Source organism: Halomonas alkalicola (assembly GCF_030704205.1).
Taxonomy (GTDB): domain Bacteria; phylum Pseudomonadota; class Gammaproteobacteria; order Pseudomonadales; family Halomonadaceae; genus Halomonas; species Halomonas alkalicola.
Genome location: NZ_CP131913.1, coordinates 1,875,624 through 1,894,645, shown reverse-complemented (window position 1 = coordinate 1,894,645; position 19,022 = coordinate 1,875,624). Strand labels below are relative to the sequence as shown.

At 64.6% G+C, this 19,022-nt stretch carries 10 protein-coding genes, 2 tRNA genes, 2 rRNA genes and 3 pseudogenes; 9 read left to right on the top strand and 8 right to left on the bottom strand.

Annotated features, from left to right (window positions below):
* Positions 1-103: 103 nt before the first annotated feature.
* Both B6N23_RS09040 and sfsA read left to right on the top strand, forming a co-directional pair.
* Positions 104-1,258: pseudogene (locus tag B6N23_RS09040) on the top strand (pyridoxal phosphate-dependent aminotransferase); the annotation flags it as partial.
* 15 nt (positions 1,259-1,273) lie between these two features.
* Positions 1,274-2,035, top strand: a complete 762-nt coding sequence (gene sfsA, locus B6N23_RS09035; protein ID WP_305503760.1) for a DNA/RNA nuclease SfsA — start codon at positions 1,274-1,276, stop codon at positions 2,033-2,035.
* A gap of 37 nt (positions 2,036-2,072) precedes the next feature.
* On the opposite strand, the gene B6N23_RS09030 is transcribed toward sfsA, so the two are convergent.
* The 6 genes and pseudogenes from B6N23_RS09030 to B6N23_RS09005 form a co-directional block, all read right to left on the bottom strand.
* On the bottom strand, positions 2,073-2,528 hold the full coding sequence (locus tag B6N23_RS09030; RefSeq protein ID WP_169955855.1) for a DUF4426 domain-containing protein: 456 nt from the start codon (positions 2,526-2,528) through the stop codon (positions 2,073-2,075).
* 26 nt (positions 2,529-2,554) lie between these two features.
* Positions 2,555-3,154 carry a methionine biosynthesis protein MetW gene (gene metW, locus B6N23_RS09025; protein WP_110070055.1) on the bottom strand — a complete coding sequence of 200 codons (600 nt, stop codon included), beginning with the start codon at positions 3,152-3,154 and terminating at the stop codon, positions 2,555-2,557.
* Positions 3,154-4,311 carry a homoserine O-succinyltransferase MetX gene (metX, locus tag B6N23_RS09020; RefSeq protein ID WP_110070044.1) on the bottom strand — a complete coding sequence of 386 codons (1,158 nt, stop codon included), beginning with the start codon at positions 4,309-4,311 and terminating at the stop codon, positions 3,154-3,156. The genes metW and metX overlap by 1 nt, the downstream gene beginning before the upstream one ends.
* A gap of 46 nt (positions 4,312-4,357) precedes the next feature.
* Positions 4,358-4,939: a YggT family protein gene (locus tag B6N23_RS09015; RefSeq protein ID WP_169955853.1), complete on the bottom strand. Its 582-nt coding sequence runs from the start codon at positions 4,937-4,939 to the stop codon at positions 4,358-4,360.
* Positions 4,940-5,001: 62 nt separating this feature from the next.
* Entirely contained in the window at positions 5,002-5,826 is an 825-nt protein-coding gene (proC, locus tag B6N23_RS09010; RefSeq protein WP_305497978.1) for a pyrroline-5-carboxylate reductase, read from the bottom strand.
* Positions 5,827-5,896: 70 nt separating this feature from the next.
* Positions 5,897-6,618, bottom strand: a pseudogene (locus B6N23_RS09005) (YggS family pyridoxal phosphate-dependent enzyme).
* A gap of 66 nt (positions 6,619-6,684) precedes the next feature.
* Between B6N23_RS09005 and B6N23_RS09000 the strand changes: the two are divergent.
* Together B6N23_RS09000 and B6N23_RS08995 are read left to right on the top strand one after the other, a co-directional pair.
* The gene (locus B6N23_RS09000) at positions 6,685-7,719 is read left to right on the top strand and encodes a type IV pilus twitching motility protein PilT (RefSeq protein WP_119022735.1); all 1,035 of its coding nucleotides are present in this window, start codon (positions 6,685-6,687) and stop codon (positions 7,717-7,719) included.
* A gap of 49 nt (positions 7,720-7,768) precedes the next feature.
* Positions 7,769-8,911 carry a PilT/PilU family type 4a pilus ATPase gene (locus B6N23_RS08995; protein ID WP_305497973.1) on the top strand — a complete coding sequence of 381 codons (1,143 nt, stop codon included), beginning with the start codon at positions 7,769-7,771 and terminating at the stop codon, positions 8,909-8,911.
* A gap of 40 nt (positions 8,912-8,951) precedes the next feature.
* On the opposite strand, the gene B6N23_RS08990 is transcribed toward B6N23_RS08995, so the two are convergent.
* Positions 8,952-10,091 carry an anhydro-N-acetylmuramic acid kinase gene (locus B6N23_RS08990; protein WP_305497971.1) on the bottom strand — a complete coding sequence of 380 codons (1,140 nt, stop codon included), beginning with the start codon at positions 10,089-10,091 and terminating at the stop codon, positions 8,952-8,954.
* Between the two features lie 115 nt (positions 10,092-10,206).
* Between B6N23_RS08990 and tyrS the strand changes: the two are divergent.
* From tyrS to B6N23_RS08975, 3 genes and pseudogenes are all read left to right on the top strand, one after another.
* Positions 10,207-11,405: pseudogene (gene tyrS, locus B6N23_RS08985) on the top strand (tyrosine--tRNA ligase).
* 752 nt (positions 11,406-12,157) lie between these two features.
* Positions 12,158-13,699, top strand: a 16S ribosomal RNA gene (locus B6N23_RS08980).
* Positions 13,700-13,890: 191 nt separating this feature from the next.
* Positions 13,891-13,967 (top strand) — tRNA-Ile (locus tag B6N23_RS08975).
* Positions 13,968-14,212: 245 nt separating this feature from the next.
* On the opposite strand, the gene B6N23_RS08970 is transcribed toward B6N23_RS08975, so the two are convergent.
* On the bottom strand, positions 14,213-15,631 hold the full coding sequence (locus B6N23_RS08970; protein ID WP_305497969.1) for an IS1380 family transposase: 1,419 nt from the start codon (positions 15,629-15,631) through the stop codon (positions 14,213-14,215).
* Between the two features lie 144 nt (positions 15,632-15,775).
* Between B6N23_RS08970 and B6N23_RS08965 the strand changes: the two genes are divergently transcribed.
* Both B6N23_RS08965 and B6N23_RS08960 read left to right on the top strand, forming a co-directional pair.
* A tRNA-Ala gene (locus B6N23_RS08965) sits at positions 15,776-15,851 on the top strand.
* Positions 15,852-16,079: 228 nt separating this feature from the next.
* Positions 16,080-18,969 (top strand): 23S ribosomal RNA (locus B6N23_RS08960).
* The last annotated feature ends 53 nt before the right edge of the window (positions 18,970-19,022 follow it).

Here is a 19,022-nt window from a genome sequence, read left to right as displayed (position 1 = left end):
GCCACCAAAGTCGCTACACTATGGGCCCTCGATCATATGACACTGTGACCACGCCGCGGGAGCAAGGCTCCCTGGCGTCGGTCGTCGGCCACAGGAGCCCGCCATGGCGTGGAATGCACGCATCGATAAGGTTGCCCCCTTCCGGGTGATGAGCCTGCTGGAAACCGCCCAGGCCCGTGAGGCGGCCGGCCACGACGTCATCCACCTGGAGGTGGGCGAGCCCGACTTTCCTACCCCGGCCCCGGTAGTGGCCGCTGGCCAGGCGGCCCTGGCCGCGGGCCATACCCGCTATACGCCGGCGGCGGGACTGCCGGCGCTGCGCGAGGCGATCGCCGGCCACTATGCCGAGCACTTCGGCGCCGAGGTCGACCCCCAGCGCATCCTGGTGACCCCCGGCGCCTCCGGGGCGCTGCTGCTGGCCAGCCAGCTGCTCGCTGGCCCCGGCGACCGCGTGCTGATGGCCGATCCGAACTACCCCTGCAACCGCCACTTCATGGCCCTGGCCGGCGCCGAGGTGGACGCCGTGCCGGTGGGGCCGGCCAGCGGTTGGCAGCTGGATGCCGGCCTGGTCGAGGCCCACTGGCGCGACACCACCCGGCTGGCGATGCTGGCCACCCCCTCGAACCCCACCGGCCATATGCTCGACGAGGCGCAGCTGGCGGCCGTGGCCGCGACGGTGGCGGCCAGGGGCGGCCACCTGCTGGTGGACGAGATCTACCAGGGGCTCTGCTATGACCTCGAGCCACTCTCGGTGGCCGCGATCACCCCGGACGCCTTCGTGGTCAACAGCTTCTCCAAGTACTTCGGCATGACAGGTTGGCGCCTGGGCTGGCTGCTGGCGCCCGAGGCTGCGGTGGAGCCGCTCACCCGGCTGGCCCAGAACGTCTTCCTGGCCGCCCCCACCCCGGCCCAGCACGCCGCCCTGGCGGCCTTCACGCCCGAGTGCCGGGAGATTCTGGAGGCCCGTCGCCATGAGCTTTCGCGTCGCCGCGACGCCCTGCTGGCGGCCCTGGCACCCCTGGGGCTTGCGCCTTCGCTGCCGCCCCAGGGGGCCTTTTACCTGTGGCTCGATATCTCCCGCTACAGCAACGACAGCCAGGCCTTCTGCCGGCGCCTGCTGGAGGAGGAAAACGTGGCGATCACGCCGGGAATCGACTTCGCCCTCGCGGGCGGCGAGCATCACGTGCGCATCGCCTTCACCACCGGCATCGCGCGGCTGGAGGAGGCAGTGGCGCGTCTCGCACGCTTCCTGGCCCGGCAGCAGGGGGCGCGCATGGACTACCCCGAGCTGGTGCCGGGCACGCTGCTGCGGCGCTACAAGCGCTTCCTCGCCGACGTGCGCCTCGACGACGGCCGCGAGGTCACCGCCCACTGCCCCAATACCGGCTCCATGCGGGCCGTAAATGTGCCGGGCTGCCGGGTGTGGCTCTCGCCCAGCGACAATCCGGCGCGCAAGCTGGCCTGGACCTGGGAGCTGATCGAGCTGCCCCAGCCCGATGACACTCTGGCCGCCGCCTCGGTGCAGACCGGGCGGGCCAACCGCATCGTCGAGGAGGCCCTGCGCGAGGGCCGGGTGCCCGGGCTCGCCGGCTACGCCGACCTGAAGCGCGAGGCGAAGGTGGTACTGGAGGAGGAGGGGCTCTCGGCGCGGCTCGACTTCCGCCTGGACGACCCCGCGCGCGGCGGCGCCTTCGTGGAGGTCAAGCAGGTCACCCTGAAGGAGGCCGACGGCCACGGCTACTTCCCCGACGCGGTGAGCGAGCGGGGCCGCCGGCATCTGGAGGTGCTGGCGGCGCTGGCCGAGCGCGGCCAGCGCGCGGTGCTGCTGTTCTGCGTGGCCCACGAGGGCATCGAGGACGTGGCGCCGGCGGCCCACCTGGATCCCGCCTATGCGGCGACCCTGCGTGCGGTGGCGGTGCGCGGCGTGGAGGTGCTGGCGCAGCGCTGCGAGGTGGTGCGGCTAGGTGATTCGCCGGTGGCGATTCGCCTCGGGGCGCCGCTGCCGGTGGCTCTCGAGCGACGCTTCACCGGTTGAGCGCCGGCCGGGCAGGCCTTGCCCGGCCGGTGGGGGTTCAGCGGTCGATGTAGAAGCGCTGGATGAAGCTGACCCGGGCCGGCTCCGCATTGCGGTCGTGGAGGACCTCCAGGTCGAAGCGCATCGCCTCGTCGTCGTGGATGCGGAATACCGCTATCTGGGAGGGGGCGTCGCCGCTGCGCAGGGTGCGAAAGCTCAGCGGGGTGCGGGCGTCGCCGCTGGCGAGTCCCCCGACCGTCCCGTTCACCGAGACCGGCAGGGCGCGGGTGGTGCCGTCCTCGCGCTCCTCGAGCACGCTGACGTTGAGCAGCGCCATCACCTGGCTGCGCTGGATATTGTGCTCGCGGGCGACTTCCTCGGGCAGGAAGCTGGTGTTCACCGCGCTGTAGTGGACCTGATAATTGCCGACCTGCTCGTACTGCTGGGCGGCGGCGGTGCCGGCCAGCAGCATCAGGCCGGCGGCGAGCAGGCCCTTCAGGACGCCTTGCCTCATCGTGAACCCTCTTTGCCGTTGCCGGGTCAGGCGCGTCGGGTGACCCGGAAGATCGCGATTTCGCCGAACAGGTTGGGCCACAGCCGCGAGGTCCAGTGTCCCTCGTGGTCGCCGATGCCCACCGCCCGGTCGACGATGATCAGACCCTTGTCGCGGCAAAGTTGTTCAAAGTCGTTGAAGGTCGAGAGGTGGATGTTGGGGGTGTCGTACCAGGCGTGGGGCAGCGACTTGGAGACCGGCATGTAGCCGCGGATCCCCAGGTGCACGCGATGGCGCCAGTAGGCGAAGTTGGGGAAGGTGATGATCGCCTCGCTGGCCACCCGCAGCATCTCGTCGAGCATGCGGTCGGGGCGGCGCAGCGCCTGCAGGGCCTGGGTCATGATCACCAGGTCGCAGGCGTCGTCATCGAAGTTGGCGAGCCCCTCGTCGAGGTTCTGCTCGATGACGTTGACGCCGCGGGCGATGCAGGCGGTGATGCCGTCCGGGTCGATCTCCAGGCCGTAGCCGGTGACGTTCTTGTCGCGCGCCAGGGCCGCCAGCAGGCTGCCATCGCCGCAGGCCAGGTCGAGGATGCGGGCGTTCGGGGGCACCCAGTCGTGGATCAGCTTGAAGTCGGGGCGGTTCATCATGCGCGCGTCTCCAGGCCGAGGTCGCCGGCCACGCGGTCCATGAAGGCGGCGAACACCGCCTGATAGCGGGGTTCCGGCATCAGGAAGGCGTCGTGGCCGTGGGTCGAGTCGATGTTGGCGTAGCTGACCGGCTTGCCGGCGCGTACCAGGGCGTTGACCAGCTCCCTGGAGCGCGAGGGCGGGAAGCGCCAGTCGGTGGTGAAGCTGACCACCAGGAAGGGGCAGGTGGCGGGGGCCAGCGCCCGCGCCAGGTCGCCGCCGTGGGCCGCGGCCGGGTCGAAGTAGTCCAGCGCCTTGGTCATCAGCAGGTAGGTGTTGGCATCGAAGGAGGTGGAGAAGGTGTCGCCCTGGTAGCGCAGGTAGGACTCCACCTGGAACTCCACGTCGAAGCCGAAGTTGAGGTCGTCGGTGCGCAGGTCGCGCCCGAACTTGCTGCCCATGGCGTCCTCGGAGAGGTAGGTGATGTGCCCCACCATGCGGGCCAGCTTGAGGCCGCGGCGCGGCACGGTGCCGTGCTCGGTGTACCAGCCGTCGTGGAAGTCCGGATCCGAGCGGATCGCCTGGCGGGCGACCTCATTGAAGGCGATGTTCTGCGCCGATAGCTTGGGGGTGGCGGCGATCACTGCGGCACTGGCGACCCGCTCCGGGTAGGCCAGCGTCCACTGCAGCGCCTGCATGCCGCCCAGGCTGCCGCCGATCACCGCGGCGAAGCGCTCTATCTCCAGGCGATCGGCCAGCCGCGCCTGGCTGTTCACCCAGTCGCCCACCGTCATCATGGGAAACTCCGGCCCCCACAGCCGGCCGCTCTCGGGGTTCTCGCAGCTGGGGCCGGTGCTGCCGTGGCAGCCCCCCAGGTTGTTGAGCGAGACCACGAAGAAGCGGTTGGTGTCGATGGACTTGCCGGGGCCGATATGGGCGTCCCACCAGCCCGGCTTGCGTTCGTCGTCGCGGTGGTAGCCGGCCGCATGGTGGTGGCCGGAGAGCGCGTGGCAGATCAGCACCGCGTTGGAGCGTTCGGCGTTGAGGGTGCCATAGGTCTCGTAGACGAGGTCATAGGCCGGCAGCGTCCTGCCGCAGGCCAGGGCCAGGGGGTCGTCGAAGTGCGCCGTCTGGGGCGTCACCAGGCCGACCGAGTCACCAGGAAACTCGGGCATCAGTCGTTCCGTGTCCAGTCGTTGCGGTGGGCGCTGAGGGCGGGCCTCAGAGCCCGACCAGGGCGCCGGCCACGCCGGCAGCGCGGGTCAGTGAACCCACCACGATACCATCGATCAGGCTGATGGCGATGAACGCCACGATGGGCGACAGATCGATCATCCCGAGCGGCGGGATCACCTTGCGCAGCGGCGCCATGATCGGCTCCACCAGCTGCATCACCAGCAGCGCCCCCGGATGGCTGGCGTTGGGGGCGACCCAGCTGAGGATGATCATGGCGATCAGCGCGAAGAAGTAGATCTTCAGGATGGCGTTGGCCAACGCCGCCACCGCGCCGATGGCCACGGCGGCGACCGGCGCCATGCCGAAGCCGGCCATCTGCAGGATGACGATAATGCTCACCGCCTTGATCACGAAGCCGGCCGCCAGGGTGGCCATGTCGAAGCGACCCAGCACCGGGCCCAGGAAGCCCTGAAAGGGGCGCACCGCCGGCTGGGTGATCTTGACCACCGTCTGGCTGATGGGGTTGTAGTAATCGGCCTGAGACGCCTGCAGCAGGAAGCGCAGCATCAGCAGGAAGATGTACAGGTTGACCAGCGTGTTGATCAGCAGCAGGCCGGCATTTCCCATGAGGGTTCCTCCATGTCGTGGGCAGGCCGCCGCCCGGCGGCCCCGTGTAACTGATCCTGGAACTAGCGGCCGCCGCGCTCGGCGGCCATCTCACGGGCGCGTGCGGCGCAGGCGTCCATGGCCTCGGCGAGGATGCGGCGCAGCTCGGCCGCCTCGAGGTGCTCGATCGCGCGTTCGGTGGTGCCGCCCGGCGACATCACGTTGCGCTTGAGCTCCGCGGGGGACTTGTCGCTGGCCATGGCCATCTTCGCGGCGCCCAGCGCGGTCTGCATGGCCAGGCGGCGGGCCGTGTCGGCAGGCAGGCCCAGCTTGACGCCGGCCTCTTCCATGGCCTCGAACATCAGGAAGAAGTAGGCCGGTCCGCTGCCGGAGACGGCGGTGACGGCGTCGAGCAGGTGCTCCTCCTCGACCCACTCCACCAGGCCCACGGCCTCCATCAGTTCGGTGGCCAGGGCCCGCTGCTCGTCGCTGACGCGGGCGTTGGCACAGAGGCCGGAAGCGCCGGTGCCCACCAGGGCCGGGGTGTTGGGCATGCAGCGGACCAGCGGCAGGTCGCCGCCCAGCCAGGCCTCCAGGGTGGCGGCATCGAGGCCGGCGGCCACCGAGATGATCAGCGGGCGCTGGCGCTGCACCACGCCGGCCAGCCCCTCGCAGACCTCCTTCATGATCTGCGGCTTCACCGCCAGCACGACCACATCGGCCTGGGCGACCGCGGCAACGTTGTCGGTGTTGGTGTGAATGCCGTAGCGCTCGTGCACCGGGGCCAGGAAGGCGTCGCTCGGGGAGGTGGCGGTGATCGCGGAGGGCGAGAAGCCGCTGTCGATCATGCCGCCGATGATGGCGCTGGCCATGTTGCCGGCGCCGATGAAGGTGACTCTGGTGGCCATGGGGGTGTCCTGTATCGCTCGTCGAATGGAGCCGGTGGAGCATCCGGCGGCTACGTTGTTCGGTCGGTGCTCAGCGGGGTGGTTCGCGCTCCCCGAAGATGGCGGTGCCCACCCGCACCAGGGTGGCGCCCTCCCGCACGGCGGCCTCCAGGTCGCTGGTCATGCCCATGGAGAGGGTGTCCAGCGGCGCCCCGGGGAAGCGGCGGCGCAGCGCCTCCAGGGCCTCGCGCAGGTGGGGGAAGGGCTCTCGCTGGGCCTCGGGGGTCTCGGCCGGGGCCGGGATCGCCATCAGGCCGCGCAGGCGCAGGCGCGGCATCGCCAGCACGGCCTCGGCCAGCGCCGGCAGCTCGGCGAGGCTCACACCGGACTTGGTGGCCTCGTCGCTGATATTGACCTGCAGGCAGACCTCGAGCGGCGGCATTGCCTCCGGGCGTTGATCGTTCAGACGCCGGGCGATCTTCTCACGGTCTACGCTGTGTACCCAGGTGAAGTGTTCGGCCACCTCGCGGGTCTTGTTCGACTGCAGCGGGCCGATGAAATGCCAGACGATGCCGTCGAGGTCGGCCAGCTCGGCCTGCTTGGCCAGCGCCTCCTGGACATAGTTCTCGCCGAACTCGCGCTGGCCGAGATGCCAGGCCTCGCGGATCAGCGCCGCCGGCTTGGTCTTGCTGACCGCCAGCAGCTGCGCGCCCTCGGCCGGCCGCCGGCGGCATCCGCCAGGGCCGCGGATAGGCGCCGGCGCACCGCGGCCAGCGATTCGGCGAGGGGGGTGGAGGCAGAAGGGGCCGTCATGTGGCAAGCTCTGTCATACTGAACATTACAAGATGTCACCAGGGCTTCGGGAGCAAGGGAAAACGCATGGATATTACCGAACTGCTGGCGTTCTCGGCAAAACAGAAGGCCTCCGACCTGCATCTTTCGGCGGGCCTGCCGCCGATGATCCGGGTCGATGGCGACATTCGCCGCCTGAACGTGCCAGCCATGGAGGACCGCGAGGTCCGCAAGCTGATCTACGACATCATGGCCGACCGCCAGCGCCGTGACTACGAGGAGTTCTTCGAGACCGACTTCTCCTTCGAGGTGCCCGGCGTGTCGCGCTTCCGTGTCAACGTCTTCAACCAGGCGCGTGGCGCGGGCGCGGTGTTCCGTACCATTCCCTCCGAGGTGCTGACCCTGGAGGACCTCGGCCTCGGCACCGTCTTCCGTCAGCTCTCCATGCTGCCCCGCGGCCTGGTGCTGGTGACCGGCCCCACCGGCTCGGGCAAGAGCACCACGCTTGCGGCGATGATCGACTACATCAACGATAACCGCTACGAGCACATCCTCACCATCGAGGACCCGGTGGAATTCGTTCACCGCAGCAAGCGCTGCCTGATCAACCAGCGCGAGGTGCACCGCGACACCCACGGCTTCGCCCCGGCGCTGCGCAGCGCCCTGCGCGAGGACCCCGACGTGATCCTGGTGGGCGAGCTGCGCGACCTGGAGACCATCCGCCTGGCGCTGACCGCGGCGGAGACCGGCCACCTGGTGTTCGGCACCCTGCACACCACCTCGGCGGCCAAGACCATCGACCGGATCATCGACGTCTTCCCCGGTGATGAGAAATCCATGGTGCGCTCGATGCTCTCGGAGTCGCTGCAGGCGGTGGTCTCCCAGACCCTGCTCAAGCGCATGGGCGGCGGGCGCGTCGCGGCCCACGAGATCCTGATCGCCACCGCGGCGGTGCGCAACCTGATCCGCGAGGACAAGGTGGCGCAGATCTACTCGGCCATCCAGACCGGCGGCAACCTGGGCATGCAGACCCTCGATGCCTCGCTGGCCAAGCTGGTGGCGGACAACGTGGTGGCGCGCGACGAGGCGCAGGCCAAGGCCAAGGGCGTGCTGGCCAACTGACCGGGGGTCGGCCGCGCGGCAGGGAACAACGGGGAAGAGGAGCAGGGACATGACGGCGAAAGAGTGGCTCTACCAGCTGCTGGATATCATGGTGCAGAAGGAGGCGTCGGATCTGCTGATCTCGGTGAATGCACCGCCGACCCTCAAGATGGCCGGCAAGCTGACTCCCCTGGGCGACCAGGGGCTCTCCGTGGCCCAGGTCGACGAGCTGGTCAGCGCGTCGATCCCGGAGGCGGTGATGGCGCGCTTCCAGGTCGAGCGCGAGGCCAACTTCGCGCTCAGCCTCAGGGACAAGGGGCGCTTTCGCGTCAGCGCCTTCCAGCAGCGCAACCAGAAGGCGATGGTGATCCGGCGCATCGCCTTCGAGATCCCCCACCTGGAGGAGCTGTCGCTGCCGCCGGTGCTGGGCGAGCTGGCCAACAACAAGCGTGGCCTGGTGTTCGTGGTGGGCGGCACCGGTACCGGCAAGTCGACCACCCTGGCCTCGATGATCCAGCAGCGCAACGAGACCCTGGGGGGCCATATCATCAGCGTCGAGGATCCCATCGAGTACGTGCATCCGCACAAGAAGGTGATCATCAACCAGCGCGAGGTGGGCATCGACACCGACTCCTTCGAGGTCGCGCTGAAGAACACCCTGCGCCAGGCGCCCGACGTGATCCTGATCGGCGAGATCCGCACCCGGGAGACCATGGAGCATGCGCTGACCTTCGCCGAGACCGGCCACCTCTGCCTGGCGACCCTGCACGCCAACAACGCCAACCAGGCGCTGGATCGCATCATCCACTTCTTCCCCCACGAGCGGCACGAGCAGATCTGGCTCGACCTCTCGCTCAACCTGCGCGCCATCGTGGCCCAGCAGCTGCTGCCCACGGTGGATGGTGGCCGCTGCCCGGCCATCGAGATCATGCTCAAGTCACCGCTGATCGGCGATCTGGTACGCAAGGGCGAGGTCAACGAGATCAAGAACGTGATGTCGCGCTCCCGAGACCTGGGGATGCAGACCTTCGACCAGGCGCTCTACGACCTCTTCCGGGCGGGCAAGATCACCGAGGAGGTGGCGCTGGTGCACGCCGACTCGGCCAACGACCTGCGCATGATGATCAAGTACGGTGACGCCGGAAGCGAAGGGCTGGCCCAGGCACGCGAGGCGGCAAGCCAGCTCTCGCTCAAGCGCGACGAGGACTTCTGACCCGGCAGGGCGGCGGCCGGCCCGCCCCTGGCGCCGTGGCTCAGGGGGCGTAGACCCCGCCCAGCACCCGGGGGCCGGCGGCGCCGGTGACCGAGGGCAGGTTGCCGGGCATGCCGTGCAGCCTTCGCCAGGTCAGCCAGGCGAAGGCGCCGGCCTCCAGCCAGTCGACCGGCCAGCCCCACGCCTCGCTATCGGCAAGGCGCGAATCGGGCAGGTGCCGGTCGAGCCTGGCCAGCAGGTCGCGGTTGTGGGCGCCGCCGCCGCAGGGAATCAGCCGCGCAGCGGTGGGAGCCTCGAGTCGCTCGCGCGCCATGGCCACCGCCAGCGCCACGCTCTGTGCCGTCAGCTCCGCCAGGGTGGCCTGCACGTCCTCTGTGCGTTCCTTCCCCGTCAGGTGCCCCTCCAGCCAGTCGAGATGAAACAGCTCGCGCCCGGTGCTGCGGGGCGGCGGCAGGTGGAAGAAGGGCTCCGCCAGCAGCCGACCCAGGAGTGCCTCGTCTACCCGCCCCGAGGCCGCCCAGGCGCCGTCGGCATCGAAATCGCCGCCGCGATGGCGGGCGTGCCAGGCGTCGAGCAGGGCGTTGGCCGGCCCCGAGTCGAAGCCGAGCGGGGCCCTCGGGTCCTCGGCGGGTGGCAGCAGGGTCAGGTTGGCGAAGCCGCCGAGGTTGAGCACCAGCCGCCACTCGCCGGGGGCACGAAAAAGCGCCTCGTGGAAGGCGGGCGCCAGGGGAGCCGCCTGGCCGCCGGCCGCCAGGTCGCGGCGCCGGAAGTCGGCCACCACGCAGCGCCCGGTCAGCTCGGCCAGCAGGCTGGGGTTGTCGAGCTGCAGGGTATAGGCGGGCCCGCCGGCGTGCCCCTGTGGGGCGTGCTCGATGGTCTGGCCGTGGCTGCCGATGGCCTCCACCGCCTCGCGGGGCGTGCCGCTCGCCGCCAGCAGCGTGGCCACGGCCTGGGCCTGGAGCCGGCAGAAGGCGTCCTCCGCCGCCGCCAGCTCGGCAAAGCCTGCCCCCGCGGCGTGGCACAGCGCCCACAAAGATTCGCGCAGCGCCGCGGGCATCGGCTCGGCGTGGGAGGCCAGCAGGCGGGGGCAGCCGCTGGCTGAGGTGTCGTCTATCTCCACCAGGGCGGCGTCGATGCCGTCCAGGCTGGTGCCGGACATCAGGCCTATATAGAGGGACATGGCACTCTCTCGGGTCGTTGGGGCGTCACCGCAAGGCGTCGACTCATGCTACCATCCTGGCCCAATCGATGGCCCCCGCCGGGGCCCGGCAACCGTACACGTGGAGTAGGAGACAATGACCGACGTGGCTAGCGCACTGGCGCTGCTGAGCGAGGCACCCAGGAGATCCTGCTGGAAGAGGAGCTGATCAAGAAGCTGGAGTCCGGGCGCAAGCTGCGGATCAAGGCGGGCTTCGATCCCACCGCCCCCGATCTGCACCTGGGGCACAGCGTGCTGCTGACCAAGATGCGTCAGTTCCAGGATCTCGGCCACCAGATCATCTTCCTGATCGGCGACTTCACCGGTCGTATCGGCGACCCCACCGGCAAGAACGTCACCCGCAAGCCGCTCACCGAGGAGGAGGTCCGCGCCAACGCCCAGACCTACAAGGAGCAGGTGTTCAAGATCCTCGACCCGGAAAAGACCGAGGTGCGCTTCAACTCCGAGTGGTTCGGCGAGCTCACCGCCGCCAAGATGATCGAGCTGGCGGCCCAGAGCACTGTGGCACGCATGCTCGAGCGCGACGACTTCGATAAGCGCTACAAGGCGGGGCAGCCGATCTCCATCCACGAGTTCCTCTATCCGCTGGTGCAGGGCTACGACTCCGTGGCGCTGGAGGCCGACATCGAGATGGGCGGCACCGACCAGAAGTTCAACCTGCTGATGGGGCGCGAGGTGCAGAAGCACTTCGGCATGACGCCCCAGGTGGTGATCACCATGCCGCTGCTGGAAGGGCTGGACGGCGTGCAGAAGATGTCCAAGTCGCTGGGGAACTACGTCGGCGTGGACGAGGCGCCGGGCGCCATGTTCAACAAGCTGGTCTCCATGCCGGACAGCCTGATCTGGCGCTACTTCGAGCTGCTCTCGCTCAAGTCCAACGAGGAGATCGAGTCGCTCAAGCGTGACGTCGAGGGCGGTGCCAATCCCCGGGACATCAAGATGATCCTGGCCCGCGAGCTGATCGCGCGTTACCACGGCGAGGAGGCGGCGGCCAATGCGCACCGCTCCGCGGGTAACCAGCTGGCCGAGGGCGAGCTGCCGGAGGATCTGCCCGAGGTGGAGGTGGGCTTCGAGGGCAGCGAGCAGGCGCCCATCGCGGCGGTGCTCAACCGCTCCGGCCTGGCCAACAACAGCGCCCAGGCCAAGGACATGCTCGGCAACGGCCGGGTCAAGGTGGATGGCGAGGTGGTCGAGCGAGATCATATGTTGGCGACCGGCCAGAGCTATGTGATCCAGGCGGGCAAGAAGCGCTACGCCCGGGTGACGCTCAAGTAGTCGGACATGATCCGACTGGCCCAGGCCAGTGGACGCTGCGCCCGCCCAAGTGCGGGCGCTGTCGTCTCGGCGCCGCGGTTTGTCCACAGCCCCTTCCGCCGCGGCGCTGTGGATAGTTCGGGGCGATGTACTGACTCCCCGGATTCGCCGCTCTGCCATCATCCTGAAACTTTTTTACACAGAGGGCTTGCCCCGGGCCGGGGGAAGCCGTAAAGTACGCATCCGCTGCCGGTGACCAGCAAGGTTGCAGGCGGTGAAAGGTGGTAGAAGTGGTTGTTCTGCTTGAGGTTTTTGAAAGTTTCGAAAATCTTCTCGCTTGACACTCGCCGCGGATTCCGCTAGAATGCGCACCACTTGTTCTGCAGGGCTCGCTGAGGGCTCTATTCGCAGCGCCTCGGCAAGATGAGGCGGGCAGTCAGCGGAAATCGGACGGGGTGCCACGCACCGCCAACCGCCGCTTGACACGCTGAAGCGAATCGGTAGAATACGCCTTCCTCGCAGGGCGCTGGTGACAGAGAGTTCACTCTCACCGACAGCAAGCGAGATGCTCCACTCGGATGCCGAGACGGGAGCCGCTCTTTAACAATCGATCAGGTAATTCATGTGGGCGCTTGTCGATGTGTCGGTGACCAGTCACTGAAACATCAAGGCAAGCGACTCGTCAAAGATCTTCGGATCTTTTTGAGAACGTTTGAACCTTGAGCCAAGTTTGGTCCGCTTCCTTCTTCGAAGGGTAAGGACTATATGATCTTAAACTGAAGAGTTTGATCATGGCTCAGATTGAACGCTGGCGGCAGGCCTAACACATGCAAGTCGAGCGGCAGCACGGGAAGCTTGCTTCCTGGTGGCGAGCGGCGGACGGGTGAGTAATGCATAGAAATCTGCCCGGTAGTGGGGGATAACCTGGGGAAACCCAGGCTAATACCGCATACGTCCTACGGGAGAAAGCAGGGGGATCTTCGGACCTTGCGCTATCGGATGAGTCTATGTCGGATTAGCTTGTTGGTGAGGTAATGGCTCACCAAGGCGACGATCCGTAGCTGGTCTGAGAGGATGATCAGCCACATCGGGACTGAGACACGGCCCGAACTCCTACGGGAGGCAGCAGTGGGGAATATTGGACAATGGGCGAAAGCCTGATCCAGCCATGCCGCGTGTGTGAAGAAGGCCTTCGGGTTGTAAAGCACTTTCAGTGGGGAAGAAAGCCTTGGGGCTAATACCCTCGAGGAAGGACATCACCCACAGAAGAAGCACCGGCTAACTCCGTGCCAGCAGCCGCGGTAATACGGAGGGTGCGAGCGTTAATCGGAATTACTGGGCGTAAAGCGCGCGCGTAGGCGGTCTGATAAGCCGGTTGTGAAAGCCCCGGGCTCAACCTGGGAACGGCATCCGGAACTGTCAGGCTAGAGTGCAGGAGAGGAAGGTAGAATTCCCGGTGTAGCGGTGAAATGCGTAGAGATCGGGAGGAATACCAGTGGCGAAGGCGGCCTTCTGGACTGACACTGACGCTGAGGTGCGAAAGCGTGGGTAGCAAACAGGATTAGATACCCTGGTAGTCCACGCCGTAAACGATGTCGACTAGCCGTTGGGCTCCTTGAGAGCTTTGTGGCGCAGTTAACGCGATAAGTCGACCGCCTGGGGAGTACGGCCGCAAGGTTAAAACTCAAATGAATTGACGGGGGCCCGCACAAGCGGTGGAGCATGTGGTTTAATTCGATGCAACGCGAAGAACCTTACCTACCCTTGACATCGTGCGAACTTGGTAGAGATGCCTTGGTGCCTTCGGGAACGCACAGACAGGTGCTGCATGGCTGTCGTCAGCTCGTGTTGTGAAATGTTGGGTTAAGTCCCGTAACGAGCGCAACCCTTGTCCTTATTTGCCAGCGAGTCATGTCGGGAACTCTAAGGAGACTGCCGGTGACAAACCGGAGGAAGGTGGGGACGACGTCAAGTCATCATGGCCCTTACGGGTAGGGCTACACACGTGCTACAATGGCCGGTACAAAGGGTTGCGAAGCCGCGAGGTGGAGCTAATCCCGAAAAGCTGGTCTCAGTCCGGATCGGAGTCTGCAACTCGACTCCGTGAAGTCGGAATCGCTAGTAATCGTGAATCAGAATGTCACGGTGAATACGTTCCCGGGCCTTGTACACACCGCCCGTCACACCATGGGAGTGGACTGCACCAGAAGTGGTTAGCCTAACTTCGGAGGGCGATCACCACGGTGTGGTTCATGACTGGGGTGAAGTCGTAACAAGGTAGCCGTAGGGGAACCTGCGGCTGGATCACCTCCTTATCGACGACGTCCCGACACGCGGCAAGTGCTCACAATGAATTACCTGATCGACCAGAGCAAAAGACTGTTTGGGTCGATGGCCCAAAGGTTGGAGGATGTAGCTCAGTTGGTTAGAGCGCACCCCCTGACCTTAAATGGAAAGCAGGGTGAGGTCGGCACGCCGACTCGCTATCTGTGACCAGCACAGTGCCGGGTCTGTAGCTCAGTTGGTTAGAGCGCACCCCTGATAAGGGTGAGGTCGGCAGTTCAAATCTGCCCAGACCCACCAAATTTGCGTGATCCCGCCTTATTCACGAGGGCGCTGATTGAGCGGTCTGAAGGTACTGGCTGTTGGCATTGCTTATCAGGATTCGCCTCTTCAGCGCGAGTGGCTGTTGAGTAATGCCAGAACGCAGCCCTTTTCCTACTTACTTATAGCTCTTTGGAATCAATGGCGGCCGTCCAAGCAGCCGTGATCGCCGACCGCCGCTCCGGTCGCTCGCTTTCTGATGCTGTGGTGGTCTCGCAGGAGCGTCAGCTCAGTGCGGTCAGCTTCGGTAGCCCCTTCAGCAGCGTCGGCCACCACTTGTCGGCGGCGGCACCCAGATGAACGGTGATTCGCCGAGCGTGCAGCCTCAGCGTGGCGGCGACCTTGAGCACCTGCTCGCGCATCCGGCTCAGGCTCCAGCCTTGTCGGGTTTGCCGCTCCAGGAGGCAGCGCAGGCCATGCAGGACCTGGTAGGCGTAGAGACTGAGCAGCAAGCTCACCTCGTTGCGCGCCATCACGTCCTGAACGGTGGAGGCGCCGCGATCGGTCGACGAGAGGTGCACGTCGAGCGCCGACTTCACTTCGCCCATGTGCGCCTCGGCGCTGCCGCGCTTGCGATAGAGTGCTAGGACCTTCTCTGGCGGCCAGTCGAACTTGCTGAGGTTGGTGACCAGGAAGAAGGCATGCAGCAGCAGGTCATCGGGGCGCTCCTGCACGACCAGCACGACGCGCCGTGGTGCCGGCCAGGAACCGGCTTGGTACTCAAGGTCATGGCACCATTCTCGAGGCTGTTCAGGCGGTCGGCCGCGGGGCCGCTTCAGGTAGGGCGCCGCCAATTTTTGCAGGCCCTTGTGGCTGCGTAACCGGCCCAGATACTCGATGTCGCGCTCTTCCAGCGCCTCCAGCGTGTCGTTGTCGGTGAATCCGGCATCGATGCGCACCCGAACCTGGGCGCCAGTGCTCTCGTTGAGCCGCGTCACCAGATGGGGGATCCATGTATCGGCATTCTCAGCCGGGCCGGCGTTGCCCTCGCGTAGCAGGCCACCGACCATGTCGCCTGTTTCGGCCAGCGAGGCGACCAGCGGCGAGTAGATGCGGGTACCGTAAAGGCCATGGTAGGCCGAGCCACCTTGGTGACCGTGGACCTCGATCGGCAGGCCGTCGATGTCCAGCGTCAGCTGCTTGGGGCGCTCGCCGTTCTTCAGCGAGGTCAGGCGCCAGAGCACCAGCCGCAGCAGGCCTTCGTGCACGGCATCGATGTTGTCGTTGCGGCCGAGGCAGGTCAGCAGCCGCGACAGCGTGGCTTGAGACGGCCGGTCCTGCGCCAATGGCGTCGTCCCGCGCGCGTCGCTACAGGCCAACTGCCAGAGCGGGTCACGGCGCAGCGTGTCGGTATCGCTGAGATCGATCCAGCCCATCGCGCGCTGCAGCACCAGGGTGCGTAGCTGACTGGCCAGGGAGTGGCGGATACGCAGCGGGTGACGCGGATCGACCAGGTTGTCTTCGAGCGCCTCAATCACGCCGCTGTTGTCGAGGGCTTCACGCAGCAACAAAGCGCCGCTGTCGCTGGTGGTGCGGTGGCCGCTCAGCTCGACACGGACAGAGCCGTTGCACGAGGGCGTCCAGGTGGATAGGCTTTCACCCATAGCGGATGGCTCCCTTGGATCAGGTTCTTGGGGGAACACACTGAATTTTCAAGAGGATACCATCCGCTATCTTCGTTTTCAGGCCGGTCTCATGAATAAGGCGGGGTGATACCGCGTTGCTCCGATACTCGCATAGCAGGCTATGCGTCGCATCGAAGCGCCTTGTCTCACACAAATTGCCTCGGGGCCATAGCTCAGCTGGGAGAGCGCCTGCCTTGCACGCAGGAGGTCAGCGGTTCGATCCCGCTTGGCTCCACCATCCTCCCCCACAACAGTCATTACCTGATCGGATCCGCAGTCATAAGCCAACCTTGCACTTTGCAATGACCGGTTTATGACTGTCGATTGACAGTCTGCTCTTTAACAATGTGAATCATGCTGACAAACGTTCCTTCCTGGAGAGATTCAGGAAGAACATGAGATACGTCTCAAGCGTATCCGGCAATTGTCAAACTGTCATCGCAGATCAGACCCCTTGGGGTTATATGGTCAAGCGATGAAGCGCACACGGTGGATGCCTAGGCAGCCAGAGGCGATGAAAGACGTGGTAGCCTGCGATAAGGCTCGGCGAGGTGGCAAACGACCTGTGACCCGGGCATTTCTGAATGGGGAAACCCACCCTGCATAAGCAGGGGTATTCCACACTGAATCCATAGGTGTTGGGAGGCGAACCGGGGGAACTGAAACATCTAAGTACCCCGAGGAAAAGAAATCAACCGAGATTCCCCCAGTAGCGGCGAGCGAACGGGGACCAGCCCTTAAGCATGTGACTGATTAGACGAACGCGCTGGGAAGCGCGGCCATAGTGGGTGATAGCCCCGTAGTCGAAAATCTGATCATGTGAAATCGAGTAGGTCGGGGCACGTGAAACCTTGACTGAATATGGGGGACCATCCTCCAAGGCTAAATACTCCTGGCTGACCGATAGTGAACCAGTACCGTGAGGGAAAGGCGAAAAGAACCCCGGAGAGGGGAGTGAAATAGATCCTGAAACCGTGTGCGTACAAGCAGTGGGAGCAGACTTGTTCTGTGACCGCGTACCTTTTGTATAATGGGTCAGCGACTTATTTTCAGTGGCGAGCTTAACCGTATAGGGGAGGCGTAGGGAAACCGAGTCTTAACTGGGCGACCAGTCGCTGGGAATAGACCCGAAACCGGGCGATCTATCCATGAGCAGGTTGAAGGTTGAGTAACATCAACTGGAGGACCGAACCAGGATCTGTTGAAAAAGATTTGGATGACTTGTGGATCGGAGTGAAAGGCTAATCAAGCCCGGAGATAGCTGGTTCTCCTCGAAAGCTATTTAGGTAGCGCCTCACGTATCACCGCCGGGGGTAGAGCACTGTTTCGGCTAGGGGGTCATCCCGACTTACCAACCCGAGGCAAACTCCGAATACCGGTGAGTGCAGCGTGGGAGACACACAGCGGGTGCTAACGTCCGTTGTGAAAAGGGAAACAACCCAGACCGTCAGCTAAGGCCCCGAAATCCTGGTTAAGTGGGAAACGAGGTGGGAAGGCTCAGACAGCTAGGAGGTTGGCTTAGAAGCAGCCATCCTTTAAAGAAAGCGTAATAGCTCACTAGTCGAGTCGGCCTGCGCGGAAGATGTAACGGGGCTCAAACCAGGTGCCGAAGCTACGGGTTCATCCTCTGGATGAGCGGTAGAGGAGCGTCGTGTAAGCCGATGAAGGTGGATTGAGAAGTCTGCTGGAGGTATCACGAGTGCGAATGCTGACATGAGTAACGACAAGGGGAGTGAAAAACTCCCCCGCCGGAAGACCAAGGGTTTCTGTTCGACGCTAATCGGAGCAGAGTGAGTCGGCCCCTAAGGCGAGGCCGAAAGGCGTAGTCGATGGGAAACGGGTCAATATTCCCGTACCTCACTGTATTGCGATGGGGGGACGAAGAAGGCTAGGTGAGCCAGGCGTTGGTTGTCCTGGTGAAAGCCAGTAGGCTGGGATCTCAGGCAAATCCGGGATCCTAAGGCCGAGAGGCGAGACGAACTGACTACGGTCAGGAAGTCATCGATGCCACGCTTCCAGGAAAAGCCTCTAAGCTTCAGATACAGTGGGACCGTACCCCAAACCGACACAGGTGGTCAGGTAGAGAATACCAAGGCGCTTGAGAGAACTCGGGTGAAGGAACTAGGCAAAATGGTGCCGTAACTTCGGGAGAAGGCACGCCGCGTTAGTGTGAAGGGACTTGCTCCCGGAGCACGAGGCGGTCGAAGATACCAGGTGGCTGCAACTGTTTATTAAAAACACAGCACTCTGCAAACGCGCAAGCGGACGTATAGGGTGTGACGCCTGCCCGGTGCCGGAAGGTTAATTGATGGTGTTAGCGCAAGCGAAGCTCCTGATCGAAGCCCCGGTAAACGGCGGCCGTAACTATAACGGTCCTAAGGTAGCGAAATTCCTTGTCGGGTAAGTTCCGACCTGCACGAATGGCGTAATGATGGCCACGCTGTCTCCACCCGAGACTCAGTGAAATTGAAATCGCAGTGAAGATGCTGTGTACCCGCGGCTAGACGGAAAGACCCCGTGAACCTTTACTATAGCTTCACACTGGACGCTGATGTTGCTTGTGTAGGATAGCTGGGAGGCTTTGAAACCCGGACGCCAGTTCGGGTGGAGCCAACCTTGAAATACCAGCCTGGCATCATTGGCGTTCTAACTCAGGTCCGTTATCCGGATCGAGGACCGTGTGTGGTGGGTAGTTTGACTGGGGCGGTCTCCTCCCAAAGCGTAACGGAGGAGCACGAAGGTACCCTCAGCACGGTTGGAAATCGTGCATTGAGTGCAAGAGCATAAGGGTGCTTGACTGCGAGACAGACACGTCGAGCAGGTACGAAAGTAGGTTCTAGTGATCCGGTGGTTCTGTATGGAAGGGCCATCGCTCAACGGATAAAAGGTACTCCGGGGATAACAGGCTGATACCGCCCAAGAGTTCACATCGACGGCGGTGTTTGGCACCTCGATGTCGGCTCATCACATCCTGGGGCTGAAGTCGGTCCCAAGGGTATGGCTGTTCGCCATTTAAAGTGGTACGCGAGCTGGGTTTAGAACGTCGTGAGACAGTTCGGTCCCTATCTGCCGTGGGCGTTGGAAGTTTGAGAAGAGCTGCTCCTAGTACGAGAGAGACCGGAGTGGACGCACCTCTGGTGTTCCGGTTGTCACGCCAGTGGCATTGCCGGGTAGCTATGTGCGGACAGGATAACCGCTGAAAGCATCTAAGCGGGAAGCCCCCTTCAAGATGAGACTTCCCTGAGGCCTTGAGCCTCCTGAAGGGCCCAGCGAGACCAGCTGGTTGATAGGTCGGGTGTGGAAGCGCTGCAAGGCGTTGAGCTAACCGATACTAATTGCCCGTGAGGCTTGACCATATAACACCCAAGTGGTCTGTCGATGACAGATGACAGCGGATACGCACGAGACG